Origin of the sequence: Microbispora bryophytorum (assembly GCF_043197435.1) — a bacterium.
Taxonomy (GTDB): Bacteria; Actinomycetota; Actinomycetes; order Streptosporangiales; family Streptosporangiaceae; genus Microbispora; species Microbispora bryophytorum.
The window spans coordinates 175,422-195,853 of the sequence record NZ_JBICTF010000014.1 but is presented as its reverse complement, the minus strand read 5'-3'; the positions used below and the strand labels follow the sequence as shown (position 1 = coordinate 195,853).

The window sequence follows — 20,432 nt, the reverse complement described above, 5'->3', positions numbered from 1 at the left end:
CCATGAAGACTGTGCTTTTCGACTACGGCAACGTCGTGTCGCTTCCCCAGGCCCCCGAAGACGTCGCGCGCATGGCGGGAGGTGATCGGGGGTTCGAGGACCGCTACTGGCAGGTGCGGCTCGACTTCGACCGGGGCTCGCTCGACCCGGCCGCCTACTGGTCGCACGTGTACGGCAGGCCGATGGCCGGTGCGGATCTGGACGCGGTCGTCGCGCTCGACGTGGCGAGCTGGTCGCGGCCGAACGAGGAGACCGTGGGGATCGTCGACGAGCTGGCCGGGGCCGGGGTGCCCATGGCGCTGCTGTCCAACATGCCGGTCTGCGTCGCCGAGGGCATCGACGGGCTGCCGTTCATGCGGCCGATCGGCCCGCGGTTCTACAGCGGCCGGATGGGGCTGGTGAAGCCGGAGCCGGAGATCTTCCACGAGACCGTGGCCTGGCTCGGGGTCGCCCCCGGAGACCTCGTCTTCGTGGACGACCGGCCGGAGAACGTCGCGGCGGCCGAGCGGGCCGGGCTCGCCGCCGTCCACTTCCGCGACGCGGCCGCCCTGCGTGAGGATCTCAAGGCGCTTCTGGTTTGAGCTTCAGCGGGGGAGCCTCGACCGGGCAGCCGGGGGCGGGCGGTTCGGGCGCGGTCGCGAGGACGTTCGTCCTGATCGTGACGAACGTGACGACCGCCGCGACGGCCATCATGGCCGCGCCGACCAGCATCGCCGTGTGGAACCCCTGGGTGAACGCCGCCGGCGAGTCGTAGGCGTCCCCCGTCAGCCCCACCAACGGCGGGACGGCGGCGACGGCCAGGAGGCCGCCCGTCCTGGCCAAGGCGTTGTTGATCCCGCTCGCGACGCCCGCGTACCGCTCCTCCGCAGTGGACAGCACGGTCGCGGTGAGCGGGGCGACGGCGGCGGACAGGCCGAGCCCGAACACGACCGCCGAGGGCAGCACGTCGGCTAAATAGGACGAGTCCGGACCGATACGGCTCATCAGCAGCAGTCCGGCCGCGCACAGGAAGATCCCCGCCGTCATGGGGAGGCGGGGCCCCACCCGCTTCGCCAGTTCGCCGGCCCGGGGCGACAGCAGCAGCATGAGGATCGTGACCGGGAGCATCGCCGACCCGGCGGCGATGGGAGACAGGCCGGCCGACACCTGGAGCTGGACGACCAGCAGGAAGAACACCAGGCCCATCGCCGCGTACATGACCAGCGTGACGACGTTGACCGCGGTGAACTCGCGCGAGGCGAACACGCCCACGGGAACGAGGGACCGGGGGGAGCGCCGGATCTCCACCACCACGAAGCAGGCGGCCAGGACGAGCCCTGCGGCCAGCGGCAGCAGCCCGTCGCCCGCGAGGATCAGGCCGTACGTCAGGCCGGCCAGCGCGGGGGCGGCGAGGACGGTCCCGAGCACGTCGAAGCGGCCGTGCGGCCCGGCGGCCCGGGTCTCGGGCACGTGCCGGGCGGCGACGCCGACCACGACGGCCGCGAGCGGAAGGTTGAGCAGGAAGACCCACCGCCAGCCGGCCGTCTCGACGAGCCAGCCGCCGAGCAGCGGCCCGAGGGCGGCGGCCACGCCGCCCAGCCCCGACCAGGCGCCGACGGCGCGCGGGCGGTCGTCCGGCGCGTAGCTCGCCTGGATGATCGCCAGCGACCCGGGGATGAGCAGGGCCCCGCCGATTCCCTGGAGCGCGCGGGCGAGCACGAGCACGGACGTGTTCGGCGCGGCCCCGCACAGGGCGGAGGCCAGGGCGAACCAGACCACCCCGGCGACGAAGATCTTCCGCCTGCCGAGCCGGTCGCCCAGCGATCCGCCCAGCAGGATCAGGGCGGCCATGGTGAGCGTGTACGCGTTCACGGTCCACTGGAGGCCGGACATCCCGGCGTGGAGGTCGCGCCCGAGGGTCGGAAGGGCCACATTGACCACGGTGCCGTCGAGCGTGGCCATGCCCGACCCGAGGACCGTGGTGAGCAGCACCCACCGGCCCGGAGCCGAGCGAAGCCGGATGTTTCCGGATGTCATGGACGCCATCATGCGTTACCCGGAGGAGTGATTGCGTCGTCGCGATCTGGTGGATTACATGATTACGATCGCTCACAGCGAACTGACGCAGAACAGGGAACAGGATCGGACTCCTGTTAGTTGAGCCGACATAACTCAACCTAGTGGAGTGCTGATGTCCCAGATCCTTCCCGTCCTCCCGCTCGACGACGAGGTCGTCCTGCCCGGCATGGTCGTGCCCCTCGATCTGTCGGCCTCCGAGGTCCGCGCCGCCATCGACGCCGCCCGCGCCAACGGCGAGAGCACGGTCCTGCTGGTGCCCCGCATAGACGGCCGCTACGGCCCGGTGGGCGTGAGCGCCGTCGTGGAACAGGTCGGCCGCCTGCCGGGCGGGGAGCCCGCGGCCGTGGTCCGCGGCGTCGACCGCATGCGCGTCGGCACCGGCACCACCGGCCCGGGTGCGGCGCTGTGGGTCGAGGCGACCGTGCTGGAGCCGGTCACGGCCGGGCCGAGGGCCGAGGAGCTGGTCAAGGAGTACAAGGCCCTCACCACCACGATCCTGCAGAAGCGGGGCGCGTGGCAGGTGGTCGACGCGGTCAACCAGATCGCGGACCCCGCCGTCCTCGCCGACAGCGCGGGATACGCCCCCTGGCTGCAGACGCCGCAGAAGCTGCTGCTGCTGGAGACCGCCGACCCGGCCGAGCGGCTGGACAAGCTGGTCGGCTGGGCCCGCGACCACCTCGCCGAGCTGGACGTCGCGGAGACCATCCGCAAGGACGTCCAGGAGGGCATGGAGAAGCAGCAGCGCGAGTTCCTGCTCCGCCAGCAGCTCGCGGCCGTGCGCAAGGAGCTCGCCGACCTCAACGGGGACCCCTCCGACGAGGAGGAGGACTACCGCGCCCGCATCGAGGCCGCCGACCTGCCTGGGAAGGTCAGGGAGGCCGCGCTCAAGGAGGTCGACAAGCTGGAGCGGGCCTCCGACCAGTCGCCCGAGAGCGGCTGGATCCGCACCTGGCTCGACACCGTGCTCGACATCCCGTGGAACGTCCACACGACCGACGAGTACGACATCGCCGGGGCCCGCGCCGTGCTCGACACCGACCACACGGGTCTGGACGACGTGAAGGACCGCATCGTGGAATACCTCGCGGTGCGCAAGCGCCGGGCCGACCAGGGCCTCGGCGTGGTCGGCGGCCGCCGCAGCGGCGCCGTCCTCGCGCTGGCCGGCCCTCCCGGAGTCGGCAAGACCTCGCTCGGCGAGTCGGTCGCCCGCGCCATGGGTCGCAGATTCGTCCGCGTCTCCCTCGGCGGCGTCCGCGACGAGGCGGAGATCCGCGGTCACCGGCGCACGTACGTGGGAGCGCTGCCCGGCCGGATCGTGCGCGCCATCCGCGAGGCGGGCTCGATGAACCCGGTCGTGCTGCTCGACGAGATCGACAAGGTCGGCGCCGACTACCGGGGCGACCCGACGGCCGCGCTGCTCGAGGTGCTCGACCCGGCGCAGAACCACACGTTCCGCGACCACTACCTGGAGGTCGAGCTCGACCTGAGCGACGTGCTGTTCCTCGCCACGGCCAACGTGCTGGAGCAGGTGCCCGGCCCGCTGCTCGACCGCATGGAGATCGTCACGCTCGACGGCTACACCGAGGACGAGAAGGTCGCCATCGCCCGCGACCACCTGCTCCCGCGCAACCTGGACAAGGCCGGCCTCACCGCCGACGACGTGACGGTGGAGGAGGGGGCGCTGCGCCGCCTGGCCGGCGAGTACACCCGCGAGGCCGGCGTCCGCTCTCTGGAGCGCTCGGTCGCCCGGGTCCTGCGCAAGGTGACGGCGAAGGTCGCCCTCGGCGAGACGGCTCTCCCGGTGACGGTCACGGCCGACGGCCTGGTCTCCTATCTGGGCCGGCCGCGCCACGTGCCCGAGTCGTCCCTGCCGGAGGCCCGGCAGCGTACGGGGGTGCCGGGCGTCGCGACCGGCCTCGCGGTGACCGGCGCGGGCGGCGACGTCCTCTACGTCGAGGCGTCGCTGGCCGACCCGGAGACCGGGGCGACCGGTGTGACCCTGACCGGTCAGCTGGGCGACGTGATGAAGGAGTCGGCGCAGATCGCGCTGTCCTTCCTGCGGTCGCGCGGCGCCGAGCTGGAGCTGCCGGTCGGGTCGCTCAAGGACAGGTCGGTGCACATCCACGTGCCCGCGGGCGCGGTGCCGAAGGACGGCCCGTCTGCCGGTGTCACGATGACCACCGCCCTGGCCTCGCTGCTGTCGGGCCGCCCGGTCCGCGCCGACGTGGCGATGACCGGCGAGGTGTCCCTCACCGGGCGGGTGCTGCCCATCGGCGGGGTCAAGCAGAAGCTGCTGGCCGCCCACCGGGCGGCCATCACCACCGTGCTCATCCCGGCACGCAACGAGCCCGACCTGGACGACGTCCCGGCCGAGGTGCTGGCCGACCTCACCGTCCACGCGGTGAGCGACGTCCGCGAGGTCCTCGACCTGGCCCTCACCCCGGCGACGGTCGCCCAGCAGCGGGCGGTCGCCTGACCCTTCCGCGCACACGGCCCGCGTCTCCGCATCGGAGACGCGGGCCATATGTGGACGAATCATTCAGTCACTTGACCAGATGATTCGTCCATGCTGTCATGGCCTCATGTTGTACGCCACACCGGCACTGGACGCCGTGGACGAGAAGGTGCTCGCCGAGATCGAGGAGATGCGGCGCGACCTGAAATACCGGCTGGCCGAGGCCCACCGCTGGGACGGCCTGCTGCGGCGGCAACTGCAGGCGCGGGCGATCCAGGGGTCCAACTCCATCGAGGGCTACCACGCCAGCGTCGAGGACATCGAGTCGATCATGTCCGGCGAGGACCCGCTGGAGACGTCGGCGGCCGTGGCACGGGAGATCGCCGGCTACCGGCAGGCGCTCACCTACATCGGCACCCTCTCACGGGCGTGGGCCTTCCACTACGACGCGGGCCTGCTCCACGCGCTCAACTTCATGATGATCGGTCACCACGCGGACAAGACGCCGGGCACGGCGCGCCCCGGCGGGATCTATGTGCGGAACTCCGCGACGGGCGAGGTGGTCTACGAGGGTCCGGACCACGAGCAGGTCCCCGGCCTGCTGGCGGAGCTGGTCGAGTGGCTCAACGAGGGCGACCTCGACGCGCCCAGCTACGTCCGCGCCGCAATGGCGCACCTCAACCTCGTCAAGATCCACCCGTGGCGCGACGGGAACGGCCGCATGTCACGGGCGCTGCAGACGCTCGTGCTCGGACGCGACCGGATCACCACGCCGGAGTTCGCCTCGATCGAGGAGTGGCTGGGCGAGGGCCGCACCACCTACGACTACTACGACGTGCTGGGCGAGGTGGGACGTATCCGGTGGAGCCCGCACCGGGACACCCTCTCGTGGGTGCGGTTCGTGCTGCGCTGCCACCACATGCAGGCGCAGCGGGTGGGGCGCCGGCTCGCCGAGGCGGGCGAGGTGTGGCTGCTGCTGGAGGAGCGGACCGGGGCGCAGGGCCTGCATCCGCGCACGGTCTCGGCGCTCTACCAGGTGTTCGTCTCCAGGCGGCTGCGCCGGGGCATGTACCAGGCCGACGAGGGGCTGAGCCAGGGCCAGGCCGCCCGCGATCTGCGCGAGCTGGCGGCCGCCGGATGGCTCCAGCCGTACGGCGAGACAAAGGGCCGCTTCTACGCGCCGGGGCCGAACATGACGGAGATCAAGGCCGCGTTCGCCGAGCGGGCCAGGCCGCTGCGTGACCCCTACCGGGCGCTGGAGAGCTGACTGGAGGCGTCGGGAGCTCGCGCCTACCGCGCCGAAAGCAAACCGAGTAACGTTCGGTTATGCACCCTGGGGCGATCGCGGCGGTGACACCGGACAAGCCTGCGGTGATCATGGCGGGCTCCGGCCGCGTGATCACCTTTCGCGAACTCGACGAGGAATCCAACCGGCTGGCCCATCTGCTGCGGGCCGCGGGCCTGAAGCCCGGCGACCACATCGCCTTCATGCTGGAGAACCATCCGCTCTTCCTCGTGATCGCGTGGGCCGCGCACCGCTCGGGCCTGTACTACACCGCCATCAGCTCCCGGCTCCAGGCCGACGAGCTGACGTACATCGTGGACAACTGCGGGGCGCGGGTCTTCATCTCGTCGGCGAAGCTCGCCGGCGTCGCGAGCGCCGTCACCGAGGCCACGCCCGGAGTCGAGCTGCGGCTCATGGTCGACGGCCTCGCCCCGGGCTTCGCCTCCTACGAGGAGGCCGTGGCGGGGCGGCCCGTCACGCCGCTCGACGACGAGTGCCAGGGCGCCGACATGCTCTACTCGTCGGGCACCACGGGACGCCCCAAGGGGGTCAAGCCGCCGCTCAGCCGGGCGCCGCTGGAGGCCCCGGGGGCCTTGGTGCAGCTCATCCAGTTCCTGTTCGCGCCCTCTGCCGACAGCGTCTACCTGTCGCCCGCGCCGCTCTACCACGCCGCTCCACTGCGTTTCAGCATGTCCTTCCAGCGCCTCGGCGCGACCGTGGTGGTGATGGAGAGGTTCGACCCCGAGGAGGCGCTGGCGCTCGTCGAGCGGCACCGGGTCACCCACGCGCAGTGGGTGCCGACGATGTTCGTCAAGATGCTCAAGCTGCCCGAGGAGGTGCGCCGGCGCTACGACCTGTCGTCGCTGGGCTGCGCCGTCCACGCCGCCGCGCCCTGCCCCGTCGAGGTCAAGGAGCGGATGATGGAGTGGTGGGGGCCGATCGTCCACGAGTACTACGCGGGCACGGAGGGAAACTGCTTCCTGTACGCGGGCCCGGAGGACTGGCTCGCCCACAAGGGCACGGTGGGCCGGCCGCTGCTCGGGGTCACCCACGTCCTCGACGACGACGGCGCCGAGCTGCCGCCCGGCGAGCACGGCACGGTCTACTTCTCCGACGGACCGAAGTTCGAGTATCACGGCGACCCCGGGAAGACCGCGTCGGTCCAGGACCCCAGGGGCCGCGGCTGGACCACGCTGGGGGACATCGGCTACCTGGACGAGGACGGGTTCCTCTACCTCACCGACCGGCGCTCGTACATGATCATCTCGGGTGGGGTGAACATCTACCCGCAGGAGGCCGAGAACGTGCTGGCGATGCATCCCAAGGTGGCCGACGTGGCCGTCTTCGGGGTGCCGGACCCCGAGATGGGCGAGCAGGTCAAGGCCGTCGTGCAGCCGGCGGACCGGGCGGGCGCCGGTCCCGCCCTGGAGGCCGAGCTGATCGCCTACTGCCGGGAACGCCTGGCCCACTACAAGTGCCCGAAGTCGGTCGACTTCCGGGACGAGCTGCCCCGCCACCCCACGGGCAAGCTGTACAAGCGCCTGCTCAGGGACGAGTACTGGCCTCGGACGAGCTGACATAAAGTACGCGTAGGGCGCTCGGAGATCCCTACTGCTGATCGCTTAGCGTGACCTTATCGCCGATGCGTCATCGTATTACGTGTACCGGCGGATCGCCGGGATCACCGGCGAATCCATTGAGGGGGATGGCGATGAGCTCACACGAGCACGTTCCCGGCAACGAGAACACCGAGATACTCCCCGGTCACGGCTGGAGCCAGTTCGGCAGCACCCCGCCGCAGCACGGGCAGTACACCGGGGCGTACCAGTCGTACGGCGCCTACGGGAGCGGCTCCTATGACACGGGGCAGTTTCCGCCGCCGGCGGCGCGCAAGGGCACGCTGACCACCCGTCAGAAGGCGGGCGCGGGCCTCGCGCTCGTGGCCGTGGCACTGGGCGGCGGGGTCACCGGGGCCCTCGTCGCGAACAGCGTGAACGGCGGGCAGACGGTGATCGCGAGCCCGGTGGTCAAGGGAGTGTCCAACGCCTCGACCAACACGATCGCCGCGGTGGCCAAGGCGATCATGCCGTCGGTGGTGTCCATCGAGGTGAAGACCGCCACGGCCGGCGGCGAGGGGTCCGGTGTCATCCTGTCGGCCGACGGGCTGATCCTGACGAACAACCACGTGGTGGGCATCGGTGGCGCGGGCGGGGGCGGCGGCACGGTCACCGTGAAGTTCAGCGACGGCAAGACCGCCAGCGCCATCGTCAAGGGCACCGACCCCACCACGGACCTCGCGGTCATCCAGGCGCAGGGCGTGTCCGGCCTGACCCCCGCCTCCCTCGGCGACAGCGACAAGCTTCAGGTCGGCGACGCGGTCCTCGCGATCGGCAGCCCGCTCGGCCTGGAGGGATCGGTCACCTCCGGCATCGTGAGCGCCCTCGACCGCACGCTGACCGAGGCCCCCGAAGAGCAGCAGCAGCCGCAGTTCCCCTGGGGCATGGAACAGCAGCAGCCGCAGAGCCAGGGCACCACGATCGGCGGCATGATCCAGACCGACGCCGCGATCAACCCCGGCAACTCGGGCGGCGCGCTGGTCAACGCCTCCGGGCAGGTCGTCGGCGTCAACACGGCGATCGCCACGTCGGGCTCCAGCTCGGGCAACATCGGCGTCGGCTTCGCGATCCCCATCAACACCGCGAAGCTCGTCTCCGACCAGCTCATCAAGACGGGCAAGGCGACGCACGCCTTCCTCGGTGTGAGCGTGGCCGACGCCGTCGGCGGCGCCTCCGGCGCGGTGGTCAGCTCGATCACGGCCGGCAGCCCGGCGGAGAAGGCCGGTCTCAAGGAGGGCGACCTGATCACCAGGATCAACGAGAAGGTGGTGGACAGCGCGGAGGCGCTGGTCGGCACCATCCGCGGCTCCCGCCCCGGCGACAAGGTGACCATCACCTTCACCCGTGACGGCAAGGAGAGCACCATCACCGCCGCGCTCGCGGAGCAGGCGGCGGGCTGACGGTTCGCGATCGTCGCCGGCGGGCCTCCGGGGGGACGGCCCGCCGGCGATCTACTTGCTCATCCCGGCGGTCATCCCGGCGATGATCTGCCTGGTCGCCAGGACGAACAGCACGAAGAGCGGCGCCGTGGCGAGGACCAGCCCGGCGAACAGCGCCGACCAGTCGGTCGTGTACTCGCCGAAGAACTGCGACAGCCCGCGCGGGATGGTGAACCTCTCGTCGGAGCGCAGCAGCACCAGCGGGTAGAGGAACTCATGCCACAGCGGCACGAACTGGAACAGCATCACCGACGCCAGCGCGGGCCGCACCAGCGGCAGCATGATCTGCCCGAAGATCCGGAACTCGCCGGCCCCGTCGAGCCGGGCCGCCTCGTCCAGCTCGCCGGGCAGGGAACGGTAGAACGCCGACAGCACGAACACGCAGAACGGCACCCCGGACGCGGCGTACAGCAGCGTGAGCCCGAGCAGCGAGTCGATCAGGCCCATGGAGTCCATGAGATAGAAGATCGGCACGAGGCCCAGGCGGATCGGCAGCATCAGCCCCGCCAGGAAGTACGCCCCGAGCACCCGGTTGCCGGCGAAATCGTAGCGGGCCAGCGGATAGGACGCCAGCGCGGAGACCGCCGTGCCGAGCAGCACCGCGCCGCAGGTGACGACCAGCGAGTTCAGCAGGTAGGCGCCGAACGACGCCTCCGTCCACACCCGGCCGTAACTGCGCAGCGTGGGGGACGCCGGCAGCCCCAGCGGCGCGGTGAGGATCTCGCTCGTGGGCCGCAGCGAGTTGAGCACCATGACGACCAGCGGCAGCAGCGCGACGACCGCGTAGCCCCACAGCAGCAGGTGGACGGCCACGCGCCCGGGAGCCCGGCGCCGGGCCGTCACAGCAGTCGCCTCTCCCGGCGGCGGAAGTACGAGCCGGCCAGCAGCGACACTCCGAAGATGAACACGAACATCAGCACGGCGAGCGCCGACGACCGCCCGATGGCCTCCGTGCCGCCCTCCACGAACGCGACCCGGTAGAACAGCAGGCCCAGCACGTCGGTCGAGCCCGCCGGGGACCCGGTCGACCCGGCCATCGCGTAGACCAGCCCGAAGGCGTTGAAGTTGCCGATGAACGTCAGCACGCTCACCACACCGATCGCCGGGGTGAGCAGCGGCAGCGTCACGCGCCGGAACGCCTGCCGGGCCGAGGCGCCGTCGACCCGGGCCGCCTCGTGGTATTCGGCGGGGATTCCGGCGAGGGCGGCGGAGAACAGCAGCATGGGGAAGCCCACCCACTGCCACGCGTTGACCACGATGACGATCGGCAGCGCCGTACGCGTGTCACCCAGCCAGGGCAGGGCCCACGAGTCCAGCCCGGCCGCGTCGAGCAGCGAGTTGACCGGGCCGAACGTCGGGTTGAGCAGCAGGCTCCACAGGTAGCCGACGACCAGCGGATCCACCAGGTAGGGCGTGGTGAACGCGGCCTGCAGGAATCGCTTGCCGCGCCCGTACCGGTGGAGCAGCAGGGCGAACAGCAGCCCGAGCGTGTTCTGGATCAGCATCGTCCCGGCGAAGAACAGCGCGTTGTGCCCGAACGCCCGCCACAGCTGCTGGTCGTAGGGGTAGACGCCGAACAGGTCCCGGTAGTTGCCGAGCCCGGCGAAGCCCGCCTGCCGGATCCCGCGCCACTCGAAGAAGCTGTAGTCGAGCGCGGTGACCAGCGGATAGACGATGAAGACCGAGTAGAGCAGGAGCGCCGGCAGCAGGAAGACGGCCAGCACCCGCCACCGCGGCACGTACCTGCGGCCGGCGCCGGTGCGTGCCGCGCGGCGCGCGCTCAGTCTCCCGGTTTGAACCACTGCTCGACGCCCTTCTGCAGGCTTTCGGCGACCGCCTTCGGCTCGGTCTGGCCGATCAGCATCTTCTGCACCTCGTCCCGGAAGACCGCGTCGCCGTTCGGCTGGCCGTACCGGAAGTCGACGAGCAGCGTGTACGGCGCGCCGTTGGCGGCGTAGTTCTTCGCCATCTCGGCCAGCAGCGGGTCCGACGGCGTGACCCCGGGGACCGCGGACAGCTGCTTGAGCTCGCTCGCGTAGAGCTGCCCGAACTCCGGCGTCGCCATCCACCTGACCAGTTCGAGCGCCTCGGCCTGGTGGACCGACCCGGCGTTGACGCCGAACGAGCCGTCGGCCCAGCCCGGGGTGACCGGCGTGGTCACCGGGGAGCCGGGCGGCGGCGGCACCGGGAAGGCGCCGACCTCCAGGCTCGGGTTGGCCGCGAGCACGGGCGCCAGGTCGAAGCTGCCCGTGGGGTACATCGCGGCCTTCCCGGTGGCGAACAGCGCCTGGACGTCGGGGATCTTGACGGCCACCACGTTCTTGGGGAAGTACGGCTCCAGGTCCTTGAGTAGCGTGATCGAGGCCGTGAAGTCGGGGTCGGTGAACTTCTTGGCGCCGCTCAGCAGCGCGTCCCGGAATCTGGCGCTGCCGTAGCGGGCGTTGCCGAAGATCTCGTGGACGATCGGCAGCGTCCAGGTCGCGTCGGGCCCGGCCGCGACGGCGAACGGCGTGATCCCGGCCGCCTTCAGCCTCCCGGCCGCCGCGATCATGTCGTCCCAGGTGGCGGGGGGCCGGATGCCGTTGTCGCCGAACAGCTTCTTGTTGTAGAGCACCTGGAGCGTCTGGTAGGCGAACGGCACGCCGTAGATCTTGCCGTCCTTGTGGCCCTTCGCGCCTTCCAGCAGCTTGGCGTCGAAGCCGGACAGGGCCTCGACCCTGCCGTCCAGCGGCACCAGCCGGCCCGCCTCGACCAGAGGCTGGAGCCCGCCGTAGGCCCGCAACTGGGCGACGTCGGGCCCGGCGGAGCCGGACAGGCCGGTGGCCAGGATGGTGTTGTACTCGGTGGCCTGGAACGGCTTGAACTCGACGTGGATCTTCGGGTGCGACTTCTCGAACGTGGCGAGGATCTTCTCGTACGCCTTGACGTCCTCCACCCGCCACGACCACAGGCTCAGTGTGACCTTGTCGCCGTCCGCCTCGCCGCCCCCGGGAGCGCATGCCGCCAGCGCCACCGCGAGCACGCCGATCGCTCCCGCGATCCACCTCTTGATCATCGGAAACCTCCGAGGAACCCCCGCCTCCGGGCGGATTCGCACTGTGTAGGTAAATGCCATACAGGGCCATCGTGTTGTCTGAAAATTACTTACATCTGACAAGATCCGCAATGCCTTCTTCACAGAAGGTTGACGCGAACAGGCGGCGGGGCGAGAGCGTTCAGCCGTGGGGGCGGGTGAGGGCCTCGGACTCCCACAGGTCGCGGTAGTAACCCGGCGCGGCGACGAGGTCGGCGTGCGCGCCGCGCTGGGTGACCCTGCCGCCCTCCAGCACGACGATCTCGTCGACCTGCTCCAGGCCGCGCAGCCGGTGGGTGACCAGCAGCATGGTGCGGCCCCGGGTGGCGTCCAGCAGGTCGGCCATCAGCAGATCGGCCGTCTCCTCGTCAAGGGCCTCGGCCGGCTCGTCCAGCAGCAGCACCGGCGGGTCGTACAGCAGGGCCCGGGCCAGCGCGAGCCGCTGGAGCTGGCCGCCGGAGACGGTGCGGCCGTCCTCGCCGAGCACCGTGTCCCAGCCGGTGCGCTCGGTCCAGGCGTCCAGGCGGGCCCGCCGTACGGCCGCCTCGATGTCCTCGGTGGACGCCTGGGGCCCGGCCAGGCGCAGGTTGTCGCCGACCGTGGCCTGAAAGACGTACGGGTCCTGGGTGAGGCCCGTGACGAGCGCACGCACGTCGTCGGAGGACAGGCGCCGCACGTCGACCCCGTCGAGCCGGATCGCGCCCGACTCGATCTCCACGGTCCGCATCAGCGCCGACAGCAGAGTGCTCTTGCCCGCGCCGCTCGGGCCGACCACCGCGACGCGGCGGCCCGGCGTCAGCGTCAGGCTCACGCCGTTCAGCGCGGGCTCGCGCCCGCCGTGGCGCACCACGAGGTCGTCGACCTCGACCGTCAGCGGCGGCTCGGGCGCAGGCGCCGGGTCGGCGGGCTCGCGCACCGCCGGGGGAGTGGCGGCGGTCTCCCCGAGCCTGCGCAGCGCCGCGACCACTCCCGCGAACCGCTCCCCCGCCGCGGCCAGCGGCAGCGCGGGCTCGAAGGCGACCAGCGAGGTCAGGGCGGCCACGGCGGTCGCGACCCGGTCGAGACCGGCGGCCTGGGCCGTCAGGACCACGGCGACGACGGTCAGCCCCTGCGTGAGCATGCCGAGGCCGAGCGCGGCGGCGTTGATCCGGGCCTGCCCCCGCTCCAGCCGGGACAGCCGCCCGTCGGCGTCCATCGCCGCCGACAGGGCCCGGTCACGCGCGCCGTACGCCGCGAGGTCGGCCGCGCCGTGGACGAGGTCGGCCACCCGGGCGGCCAGGTCGGCGCGGGCCGGGGCGATCCGGGCCGACCAGCGCCGCGCGGCGGCGGCCGTGCCCGCGGGCAGCAGCACCCCGGCGACGAGCAGTCCGGCGGCGAGCGCGAACGCGGCGGCGGGCAGCAGGAAGCCCGCGACGACGACGGCGACGACGCCGGTGATCAGCGCGGCGACGGCGGGCAGCAGGCAGCGGACGAGCAGGTCCTGCACGGCGTCGGTGTCGTCCACCATGCGGCTGAGCAGGTCGGCCCCGCGCTGCGGCAGCGGCCCGGCGGGGATCAGCGCCCGGTAGAGACGCTCGCGGGTGCCCGCCTGGGCCCGCAGCGCGACGTCGTGCCCGGCCAGGCGCTCGCCGTACCGGAACACGCCGCGGGTGGTCGCGAACGCACGCACGGCCACGATCGCGACCGACAGCGCGGCCAGGGGCGGCTGCTCGGCGGCCCGCGTGATCAGCCAGGCGGCCGACGCGATGAGCGCGACCCCTGCGAGGTCGGCCGCCGCCGCGGCGAGCGCGGCGAGCACGAGCCGCCGGCCCATGCCGGTGCCGGTGACCACCGACAGCGGTGAAGCCGTGGTCGTCACCGTGGTCGTCTGCGCGCGGCTCATCGGGCCTCCCCGCCCTGCGCGGGAACCTGGGGGACGAGGGCGCCGCCGTCGAGGCGGACGACCCGGTCGGCCAGGTCGATCATCGCCGGGCGGTGCGCGACGATGATCGCCGTGCGCCCCTCGGCCAGCCTGCGCGTGGCCGCCACGATCGCCGCCTCGCTCCTGCCGTCGAGCCGCGCGGTGGGCTCGTCCAGCAGCAGCACCTGGGCGGCGGGGCGGCAGAAGGCCCTGGCCAGGGCGACCCGCTGGCGCTGGCCCGCCGACAGGTTCGCGCCGCGCTCGCCGAGCGGGGTGTCGTACCCTTGCGGCAGGGCGCCGGCGAACTCGGCCACCTGCGCCGCCTCGGCGGCGGCCCTGATCACCGCCGCGTCCGTGTTCAGCGGACCGTCGGCCGAACCGAGCGCGATGTTGTCGGCCACCGACGTCGCGAACAGGTGCGGGCGCTGCGGCACGAAGGCGAGCCGCCGCCGCCACTCGTCGAGGTCGAGGCCGGCCAGATCCGTCCCGTCCGCGAGCACCCGCCCCTCCGAGGGCGTCACGAACCCGAGCAGCAGGTGCAGCAGCGTGCTCTTGCCCGCGCCGCTCGGGCCCACGATCGCCACCCGCTCACCCGGCCGGATGACCAGCGAGAGGCGGTCGAGGGCGGTCTCCTCGCGGCCCGGGTAGCGCACGGTGACGTCCTCCAGCCGGATCTCCGGCGGCCCGCCGGCGGGCGCGGCCCGCCCGGCGCCCGTGCTGGCGGCGGCCTGCCCGGTCTCCTGCTGCGGATTCACGACCGCGAACACCTCGTCGGCGGCGGCGACGCCCTCCATGGCGGCGTGGAAGCGGGTGCCCATCGCGCGCAGCGGCAGGTACGCCTCCGGGGCCAGCAGCAGCACGAGCAGCGCCGTGCGCAGGTCGAGCGAGCCCGACAGCAGCCGCAGCCCCACCGGCACCGCCACCAGCGCCAGCGACAGCGACGCCACGAGTTCGAGCACCAGCGACGACAGGAACGCCACCCGCAGCGTGCGCATGGTCGCGGCGCGGTGGGCCTCGGCCACCTCGCGGATCACCGACGCCTGGTAGCGGGCCCGGCCGAAGGCCCGCAGCGTGGGCAGGCCGCGTACGACGTCGAGGAAGTGGCCGCCGAGGCGGGCCAGCGCGCGCCACTGCCGTTCCGTCACGGTCTTGGTGGTCCATCCGACCAGCGCCCCGAAGATCGGGATCAGCGGCAGCGTGAGCACCACGATCACGGCGGTGGCCAGATCGGCCACGAAGAGCCGGACCACGACCGCGAGCGGCACGACCCCGGCCACGGCGACCGCCGGCAGGTAGCCCGTCAGGTAGGGGTCGAGCGCGTCCAGTCCCCGGCCCGCGAGCGTCACCAGCTCACCCGACCGGTACGCCGGTCCGAGACCCTCCACCCGGCCGAGGAGCAGCCGCCGCAGGGCCGACTTGAGCGCGGTGGCCGCGCGGCCCGCGAGCACTCCCTGCGCCCATCCGAGCAGCCCGCGGCAGGCGACGACGAGCGCCAGCGGGAGCAGAACGGCGGCCGCGAACCGGCCGGACAGCACCCCGGCCAGCAGCTCCGCCTGCACGAGCACGAGCAGCCCGGCCGCCACCGCCGCCGCCAGACAGCAGGCGAGATGGACGCGGACGCTCCGCTCCGCGCGGGCCAGCCGGAGGAGATCCCTGTGCAACGGTCCCCCATCAGAAGAACGTCGGCAGCGCGCCCCTGGAGAAGGTGCGCCATACCCATACTTGCGCGCCCACGAGGATGGGGGCGGCCGGGACCACCATGACACTGAGCACAGTCAGTGTCTGATCCGGGGCGGCGTTGCCGAGCATGTGGCCGGCCGCGGCCGCCATGACCAGGACCGCGGGCGCGGCGGCGGCGCAGGCCGACAACAGCAGCGCCCGCCCGCTCCCGCGCGGGCCGTCCTGCAGCCGCCAGGCCGCGAAGGTGCGGCCGTGCCAGGCGAGCAGCGCGAGCAGCGCCAGACCTCCCGCCACGGCCGGGACGTCGAGTGGCGAGGCGGGCAGACCGCGCGCGACGGCCACGAGGATCGCGCCCCAGGCGAGCGCCAGCCCCGTCGAGCCCGCCCACAGCGCGCCGTCCCACGCCAGCCGCCAGGCGGCGCCGTCGGCCCTGCGGCGGAACCACAGCCCCGCGTCGCGCACGATCCAGGCCAGCAGCAGGACGACGACGAGGGGATACAGGCGGCTCAGCGCCCGGCCGTCCAGCACCGGGAACGCGCCGAACAGCACACCGGCGAGCGCGACCAGCCACACCTCGTTGGCGAGCACGAACGGCGCCATCGCGCCGACGAGGCGGTCGCGGTCGGCGGGGGAGCGGCCCAGCACGGGCAGCAGCGCGCCGAGCCCGATGTCGAAGCCCTCAAGGGCGAAGTAGCCGGCCAGCAGGACGGCGAACGTCAGGAACCAGAAGATGTCCATGGGGAGCGTGTCCTCTACAGCGAGTGGGCGGGGACGGGCTCCGCGGTGACGGGAAGGTCCGCGGCGCCGAGCGCGACCCGTCCCGGGCCGCGCCGTACGGCGCGGGCGATGAGGACGTAGTCGACGAGGGCGAGCAACCCGAGCACGCCCGCGAACCCCGCGAAGGAGGCGGTGATGTCCGCCCGGGTCAGCCCGGGGGTGAGGGCGTCGGCCACGGAGAGCTTGCCGTACACCATCCAGGGCTGGCGGCCGACCTCGCGGACGAGCCAGCCGGCGATCGCCGCGACGAACGGCAGCGGGGTCATGACCATGAGGAGCGGGTGCAGCCAGCGGGAGCGGGCCAGCACGTCGCGGATGAGCAGCGGCGCCAGTACGAACATCACGGCGAACTGGACGAGCTGCCCGATCGTGATCATCAGTCCGAGCGCGGTGCCGGGGACCGCCCCGTGGAACTTGTCCGGCTGGACGTCGCCGACCGGCCCGAACTGGGCGTAGCCGAACCCCACGGTGAACAGCGACCCGACGAAGGCGGTCAGCACGCCGACGCGCAGGGACCGGGTGAAGAACTCCCGCTCGGGAGTGCGCCGGAACAGGTGGTAGGCGCTGGCGCCCATCACGACGAACCCGCCGGCCCAGAGGCCGGCGCTCAGCACGTGGGGGAGCGCGAAGACGAGGGTCGGGTTGGTGAACAGGGCGCCGAAGTCGCGCAGCACAAGCCGTCCGCCCTCCTCCGCCGAGCCCGCCGGGTTCTGCAGGAAGGAGTTGGCGACCATGATGAACAGCGCCGAGGCGTACGCCGTCAGCGTCACCAGCCAGATGCAGGCCATATGGAGCCCGCGCGGCAGCCGGTGCCAGCCGAAGATCCACAGGCCCAGGAACGTGGACTCCAGGAAGAAGGCCAGCAGCGTCTCCATGGCCAGCGGCGCGCCGAACACGTCGCCCGCGTAGCGCGAAAGCCCGCTCCAGCTCATCCCGAACTGGAACTCCATCACGAGCCCGGTGACGATGCCGAGCGCGTAGTTGATCACGTAGATCTGCCCCCAGAAGCGGGTCATCCGCTCGTGCAGGGGGTTCCCGCCGATGGCGTACCGGGTGTGCATGATCGCCACCAGCGGGGCCAGCCCGAGCGTGAGCACGACGAACAGGAAGTGGAGGCTTCCCGTCACGGCGAACTGCGTCCGGGCGAGGTCGACGACGTCCATTGATTCTCCATGGGTAGGCTGTCTACATATAGACAGCCTACATATAGACTCGACGCATGAGTAACCGGGATAGGCTGCGGGCGTGAACGCCGACGCGCTCCGGGGCCATATGGACGCCCTGCTGCTGTCCGTGCTGGAGCATGAGCCGCTGCACGGCTACGCGATCATCGAGGCGCTGCGGGAGCGCAGCGGCGGGGAACTCGACGTGCCGACGGGTACGGTCTACCCCGCGCTGCGCAGGCTGGAGCGGGCCGGGCTGCTCGCCGGCGAGTGGGCCTCCGACGGGGGGCGCAAACGGCGGACCTACCGCCTCACCGACGCCGGGCGCAAGGCGCTGACAGGGGAGCGGTCGGCCTGGCGGTCGTTCACGACCGCGATAGGGAGCGTTCTCGATCCACTGCGCTGAGCGCGCGGACCGCCCTCGTGCAGCGCAGGCAGTGCGCCGCGCTGTACAGCATCCACCCGGCGAGCGCGTAGCTGATCAGGGACACGGCCACCCCGGGCAGGTAGCCGGAGAACCCCACCGGGCCCTGCGCTCCCGCCGCCAGCGTGAGGCCCATCACCGCGATCAGCGGCGTCTGGATCCAGACGAACAACCCGAGACCTCGGGTGACCAGCGCGGGGCGGCGGACAAGCCGTGCCCCGCGGCCGAGCGCGAGCAGCGCGAGGCCGCCTATCACGCCCACGCCGAGCTGGAGCAGGTCCACCGTCCTGGCCAGCGGCCCGAACCACACCGGCTTGATCTCGGCGACATGCGGGCTCTCGGGGAAGATCCGCCAGATCACCGCCCACATGAACGCGATGAGCGGCACGCTGAGGAACAGCAGCGCGGCCGTGCGGCGGCCCTGGCTCACCGTCAGCTCCCCCTGGAAGCCCGGTGCGACCTCGGGCACGGTCCCGAAGTCGGCGACCGCCAGCCGTTCGGCCTCGTCCCGGGGGAGACCCTCGCCCTCGTACGCCTCGGCCGCGTCGAGCAGGCTGTCGCGCGCCTCGGTCAGCAGGTCGCGCCTGGCGCCGCCCGGGCCCCGCAGCGCATGGCGCATCGACGCGACGTACTCGTCGATCGGGCCCGCGTTCCCCATCGTCCCTCCCCGGTCTGTGGCAAGCGTACGGCCGGGAGCCCGGGGGCGCATCAGGGTGATCCCTGACCCTGGCCCAAGGTCCCGTACGGGCGGAGCCGTACGGCACTGCCGCCGCGGGCCGCCGTGCGCTGTGCTTGAGTATGTGGAGCGGGCAACGAGACGGCCAGCGGGCGTCTACGGATCGGCAAAGGGGGGGAGCGGCATCGCTCCGGTTCGCAGATACCCTGTCCTCAGGTGAGACCGGCCCCCCAAAACATGGCCCTGTCCCTCCTGTGGCTGGAGGTGCCGGCCTTCTTTGTGGGTACAGGGATGCTCGTGGGCGGTGTCTTCTGACCGTTTCGCCGCGGCAACCCCCTGTTAACCCCGGTCGGCGAGACTGAGAGCGGAGAGCGAGGCGGAACGTGAACCAGCCGAAGATCGTGGTGGGCATCAACGGGTCGATGGCGTCGCAGGCCGCACTGCGGTGGGCCGCCGCCGAGGGTTCGCTGCGCGGCGCGCAGGTCGAGGCGGTGTACGCCTGGGAGTGGATGGGCGGGCTGCACGCCCACTACGCGCCGATCGCGAGCCGCACCTCACGGGAGGACGAGCACAGAACCGCGCTGGACGTGGCCGGTCAGGCCGTCGCCGAGCTCGGTGAGCGCCACGTCGAGCCGGTGGTCGTCGAGGGCTCGCCGGCGCAGGTCCTGCTGCGCGCGACCGAGGGCGCCGATCTGCTGGTGCTGGGCGCGCACGAGGCCGAGTCCGAGCCTTACCCCGTGCTCAATCCGGTCGTCTCCGCCTGCCTGCTGCGGGCCAGATGCCCGGTCGTCGTCGTGCTGCCCGGAATGGAGCACGACCGCCGTCCGGAAGTGCTCGCCGGCAGCCGGTCCTGACCCGGCCTCCGCCAGGGGCCGGATGTCCTTCCGGTCTCGGGACTTTCCGCCCTGCCGGACCGCACGGCCCGGGCGGAGCATGAGGGTATGGACCCCAACAGCCCGGCCGGCGGCCCGGCCGCCACCCGGGGCATCGTGGTGGGATACGACGGCTCCGACTTCGCCATGCAGGCGCTCGACTGGGCGATGGACGAGGCCGAGTTCAGGGACTCGCCCATCACCGTCTGCCACGCCTGGCAGTCGCCGTACGGCGCGGGTGACGAGGAGGCGCGCAAGTCGCTGCACCAGGCGGCCGAGCACGTGCTGTGGCACGGCGCGGAATGCGCCCGGCAGTGCACGAGCGGCGTCCGCGTGCGGGAGGACCTGTTCGAGGGGCCGGCCTCCGACCGGCTCGTCGCGCTGTCGGAGACGGCCGACCTCGTCGTCGTGGGGTCGCGCGGCCTGAGCGGCGCGGCCCGCCGCGTGATGGGGTCGGTCGCGGGGCACGTCGCGGCGCACGCGCTCTGCCCGGTGATCGTGGTCCGCGGCACGGGATCGCTGCCGCATCGCAGGAACCCCGGCCCCGTCGTCGTCGGCGTCGGCGGGGGCGACGACCACGTCCTCGCCTTCGCCTACCGCGAGGCGGCCCTGCGCCGGCTGTCGCTGATCGCGGTGCACGCGTGGCGCTACCCGGCCGCCGCCTGGAGCGCGGGCATGGCGCCCATGGTGATGTCCGACGTCCCCGGCCGGGAGGCCGTCGAGGCCCTGGAACGCGCCGTGGAGCCCTGGCGGGCGCGGTATCCGGACGTGCGCACCCTGCTCCAGCCCGTCGAGGGGTCCGTGCTCGACGTCCTGGCCGGCACCTCACCCGGTGCGACCATGCTGGTCGTCGGCGCGACCCGCGCCCGTGGGGTGCTCGGCAGGCTCGGGACGGTCACCCGGCCGCTGATCGACGCGGTCACCTGCCCGGTGGCCGTCGTCCATTGATGTCGTCCGCTGATGTCGTCCACTGACGACCGGGGGACCGGTCCGGATGGGAGCGATCCATCCCGG

Annotated in this window: 17 protein-coding genes; 8 read left to right on the top strand and 9 right to left on the bottom strand. The window is 72.4% G+C overall.

Annotated elements, in window-relative coordinates:
- Nucleotides 1-2: 2 nt before the first annotated feature.
- The gene (locus ACGFIB_RS34740) at nt 3-581 is read left to right on the top strand and encodes an HAD-IA family hydrolase (RefSeq protein WP_357247432.1); all 579 of its coding nucleotides are present in this window, start codon (nt 3-5) and stop codon (nt 579-581) included.
- Here ACGFIB_RS34740 and ACGFIB_RS34735 read toward each other — a convergent pair.
- The gene (locus tag ACGFIB_RS34735) at nt 562-2,016 is read right to left on the bottom strand and encodes an MFS transporter (RefSeq protein ID WP_357247433.1); all 1,455 of its coding nucleotides are present in this window, start codon (nt 2,014-2,016) and stop codon (nt 562-564) included. The genes ACGFIB_RS34740 and ACGFIB_RS34735 overlap by 20 nt on opposite strands.
- A gap of 154 nt (nt 2,017-2,170) precedes the next feature.
- Here ACGFIB_RS34735 and lon point away from each other — a divergent pair, with 154 nt between their 5' ends.
- The 4 genes from lon to ACGFIB_RS34715 all read left to right on the top strand — a co-directional run bounded on the left by lon (nt 2,171) and on the right by ACGFIB_RS34715 (nt 8,814).
- Nucleotides 2,171-4,534 (top strand): endopeptidase La, encoded by a 2,364-nt coding sequence (gene lon / locus ACGFIB_RS34730; RefSeq protein ID WP_393377591.1) that lies wholly within the window; start codon nt 2,171-2,173, stop codon nt 4,532-4,534.
- A 106-nt stretch (nt 4,535-4,640) separates the two neighbouring features.
- Complete coding sequence (locus ACGFIB_RS34725) at nt 4,641-5,780, top strand: Fic family protein (RefSeq protein WP_357264067.1); 1,140 nt, start codon at nt 4,641-4,643, stop codon at nt 5,778-5,780.
- 59 nt (nt 5,781-5,839) lie between these two features.
- A complete protein-coding gene (locus tag ACGFIB_RS34720; protein WP_393377589.1) occupies nt 5,840-7,375 on the top strand; it encodes an acyl-CoA synthetase in 1,536 nt (511 codons plus the stop codon).
- 134 nt (nt 7,376-7,509) lie between these two features.
- Entirely contained in the window at nt 7,510-8,814 is a 1,305-nt protein-coding gene (locus ACGFIB_RS34715) for a S1C family serine protease (protein ID WP_357247442.1), read from the top strand.
- Between the two features lie 51 nt (nt 8,815-8,865).
- Here ACGFIB_RS34715 and ACGFIB_RS34710 read toward each other — a convergent pair whose 3' ends face one another.
- From ACGFIB_RS34710 to ACGFIB_RS34680, 7 genes are all read right to left on the bottom strand, one after another.
- The gene (locus ACGFIB_RS34710; RefSeq protein WP_393377586.1) at nt 8,866-9,696 is read right to left on the bottom strand and encodes a carbohydrate ABC transporter permease; all 831 of its coding nucleotides are present in this window, start codon (nt 9,694-9,696) and stop codon (nt 8,866-8,868) included.
- Nucleotides 9,693-10,655: a carbohydrate ABC transporter permease gene (locus ACGFIB_RS34705; RefSeq protein WP_393377584.1), complete on the bottom strand. Its 963-nt coding sequence runs from the start codon at nt 10,653-10,655 to the stop codon at nt 9,693-9,695. Before ACGFIB_RS34705 ends, ACGFIB_RS34710 begins: the two co-directional genes overlap by 4 nt.
- Nucleotides 10,634-11,908 carry an extracellular solute-binding protein gene (locus ACGFIB_RS34700; RefSeq protein ID WP_393377583.1) on the bottom strand — a complete coding sequence of 425 codons (1,275 nt, stop codon included), beginning with the start codon at nt 11,906-11,908 and terminating at the stop codon, nt 10,634-10,636. The genes ACGFIB_RS34705 and ACGFIB_RS34700 overlap by 22 nt, the downstream gene beginning before the upstream one ends.
- 160 nt (nt 11,909-12,068) lie before the next feature.
- Nucleotides 12,069-13,808 carry a thiol reductant ABC exporter subunit CydC gene (cydC, locus tag ACGFIB_RS34695; protein WP_393377580.1) on the bottom strand — a complete coding sequence of 580 codons (1,740 nt, stop codon included), beginning with the start codon at nt 13,806-13,808 and terminating at the stop codon, nt 12,069-12,071.
- Nucleotides 13,805-15,487, bottom strand: coding sequence for a thiol reductant ABC exporter subunit CydD (gene cydD / locus ACGFIB_RS34690; RefSeq protein WP_393377579.1), 1,683 nt, complete (start codon nt 15,485-15,487; stop codon nt 13,805-13,807). The genes cydC and cydD overlap by 4 nt, the downstream gene beginning before the upstream one ends.
- 10 nt (nt 15,488-15,497) lie before the next feature.
- Entirely contained in the window at nt 15,498-16,244 is a 747-nt protein-coding gene (locus tag ACGFIB_RS34685; RefSeq protein ID WP_142572706.1) for a cytochrome d ubiquinol oxidase subunit II, read from the bottom strand.
- Nucleotides 16,245-16,258: 14 nt separating this feature from the next.
- Nucleotides 16,259-17,446: a cytochrome ubiquinol oxidase subunit I gene (locus ACGFIB_RS34680; protein WP_393377576.1), complete on the bottom strand. Its 1,188-nt coding sequence runs from the start codon at nt 17,444-17,446 to the stop codon at nt 16,259-16,261.
- A gap of 82 nt (nt 17,447-17,528) precedes the next feature.
- On the opposite strand from ACGFIB_RS34680, the gene ACGFIB_RS34675 reads away from it, so the two are divergent.
- On the top strand, nt 17,529-17,852 hold the full coding sequence (locus tag ACGFIB_RS34675) for a PadR family transcriptional regulator (protein ID WP_142572710.1): 324 nt from the start codon (nt 17,529-17,531) through the stop codon (nt 17,850-17,852).
- On the opposite strand, the gene ACGFIB_RS34670 is transcribed toward ACGFIB_RS34675, so the two are convergent.
- Nucleotides 17,812-18,528 (bottom strand): permease prefix domain 1-containing protein, encoded by a 717-nt coding sequence (locus ACGFIB_RS34670; RefSeq protein WP_357247465.1) that lies wholly within the window; start codon nt 18,526-18,528, stop codon nt 17,812-17,814. The two genes, ACGFIB_RS34675 and ACGFIB_RS34670, sit on opposite strands and share 41 nt — an antisense overlap.
- A gap of 401 nt (nt 18,529-18,929) precedes the next feature.
- On the opposite strand from ACGFIB_RS34670, the gene ACGFIB_RS34665 reads away from it, so the two are divergent.
- Nucleotides 18,930-19,400 carry a universal stress protein gene (locus ACGFIB_RS34665; protein WP_357247468.1) on the top strand — a complete coding sequence of 157 codons (471 nt, stop codon included), beginning with the start codon at nt 18,930-18,932 and terminating at the stop codon, nt 19,398-19,400.
- A gap of 87 nt (nt 19,401-19,487) precedes the next feature.
- Complete coding sequence (locus tag ACGFIB_RS34660) at nt 19,488-20,366, top strand: universal stress protein (RefSeq protein WP_191053959.1); 879 nt, start codon at nt 19,488-19,490, stop codon at nt 20,364-20,366.
- Nucleotides 20,367-20,432: the final 66 nt, after the last annotated feature.

What these genes read in the sequence shown, in the direction of transcription:
- ACGFIB_RS34680 (WP_393377576.1), bottom strand. Translation starts at nt 17,446, where the DNA reads ATGGACGTCGTCGACCTCGCCCGGACGCAGTTCGCCGTGACGGGAAGC.
- ACGFIB_RS34725 (WP_357264067.1), top strand. Translation starts at nt 4,641, where the DNA reads ATGTTGTACGCCACACCGGCACTGGACGCCGTGGACGAGAAGGTGCTC.
- ACGFIB_RS34720 (WP_393377589.1), top strand. Translation starts at nt 5,840, where the DNA reads ATGCACCCTGGGGCGATCGCGGCGGTGACACCGGACAAGCCTGCGGTG.
- ACGFIB_RS34735 (WP_357247433.1), bottom strand. Translation starts at nt 2,016, where the DNA reads ATGACATCCGGAAACATCCGGCTTCGCTCGGCTCCGGGCCGGTGGGTG.
- ACGFIB_RS34715 (WP_357247442.1), top strand. Translation starts at nt 7,510, where the DNA reads ATGAGCTCACACGAGCACGTTCCCGGCAACGAGAACACCGAGATACTC.
- ACGFIB_RS34700 (WP_393377583.1), bottom strand. Translation starts at nt 11,908, where the DNA reads ATGATCAAGAGGTGGATCGCGGGAGCGATCGGCGTGCTCGCGGTGGCG.
- cydC (WP_393377580.1), bottom strand. Translation starts at nt 13,808, where the DNA reads ATGAGCCGCGCGCAGACGACCACGGTGACGACCACGGCTTCACCGCTG.
- ACGFIB_RS34740 (WP_357247432.1), top strand. Translation starts at nt 3, where the DNA reads ATGAAGACTGTGCTTTTCGACTACGGCAACGTCGTGTCGCTTCCCCAG.
- ACGFIB_RS34670 (WP_357247465.1), bottom strand. Translation starts at nt 18,528, where the DNA reads ATGGGGAACGCGGGCCCGATCGACGAGTACGTCGCGTCGATGCGCCAT.
- ACGFIB_RS34685 (WP_142572706.1), bottom strand. Translation starts at nt 16,244, where the DNA reads ATGGACATCTTCTGGTTCCTGACGTTCGCCGTCCTGCTGGCCGGCTAC.
- ACGFIB_RS34660 (WP_191053959.1), top strand. Translation starts at nt 19,488, where the DNA reads ATGGACCCCAACAGCCCGGCCGGCGGCCCGGCCGCCACCCGGGGCATC.
- lon (WP_393377591.1), top strand. Translation starts at nt 2,171, where the DNA reads ATGTCCCAGATCCTTCCCGTCCTCCCGCTCGACGACGAGGTCGTCCTG.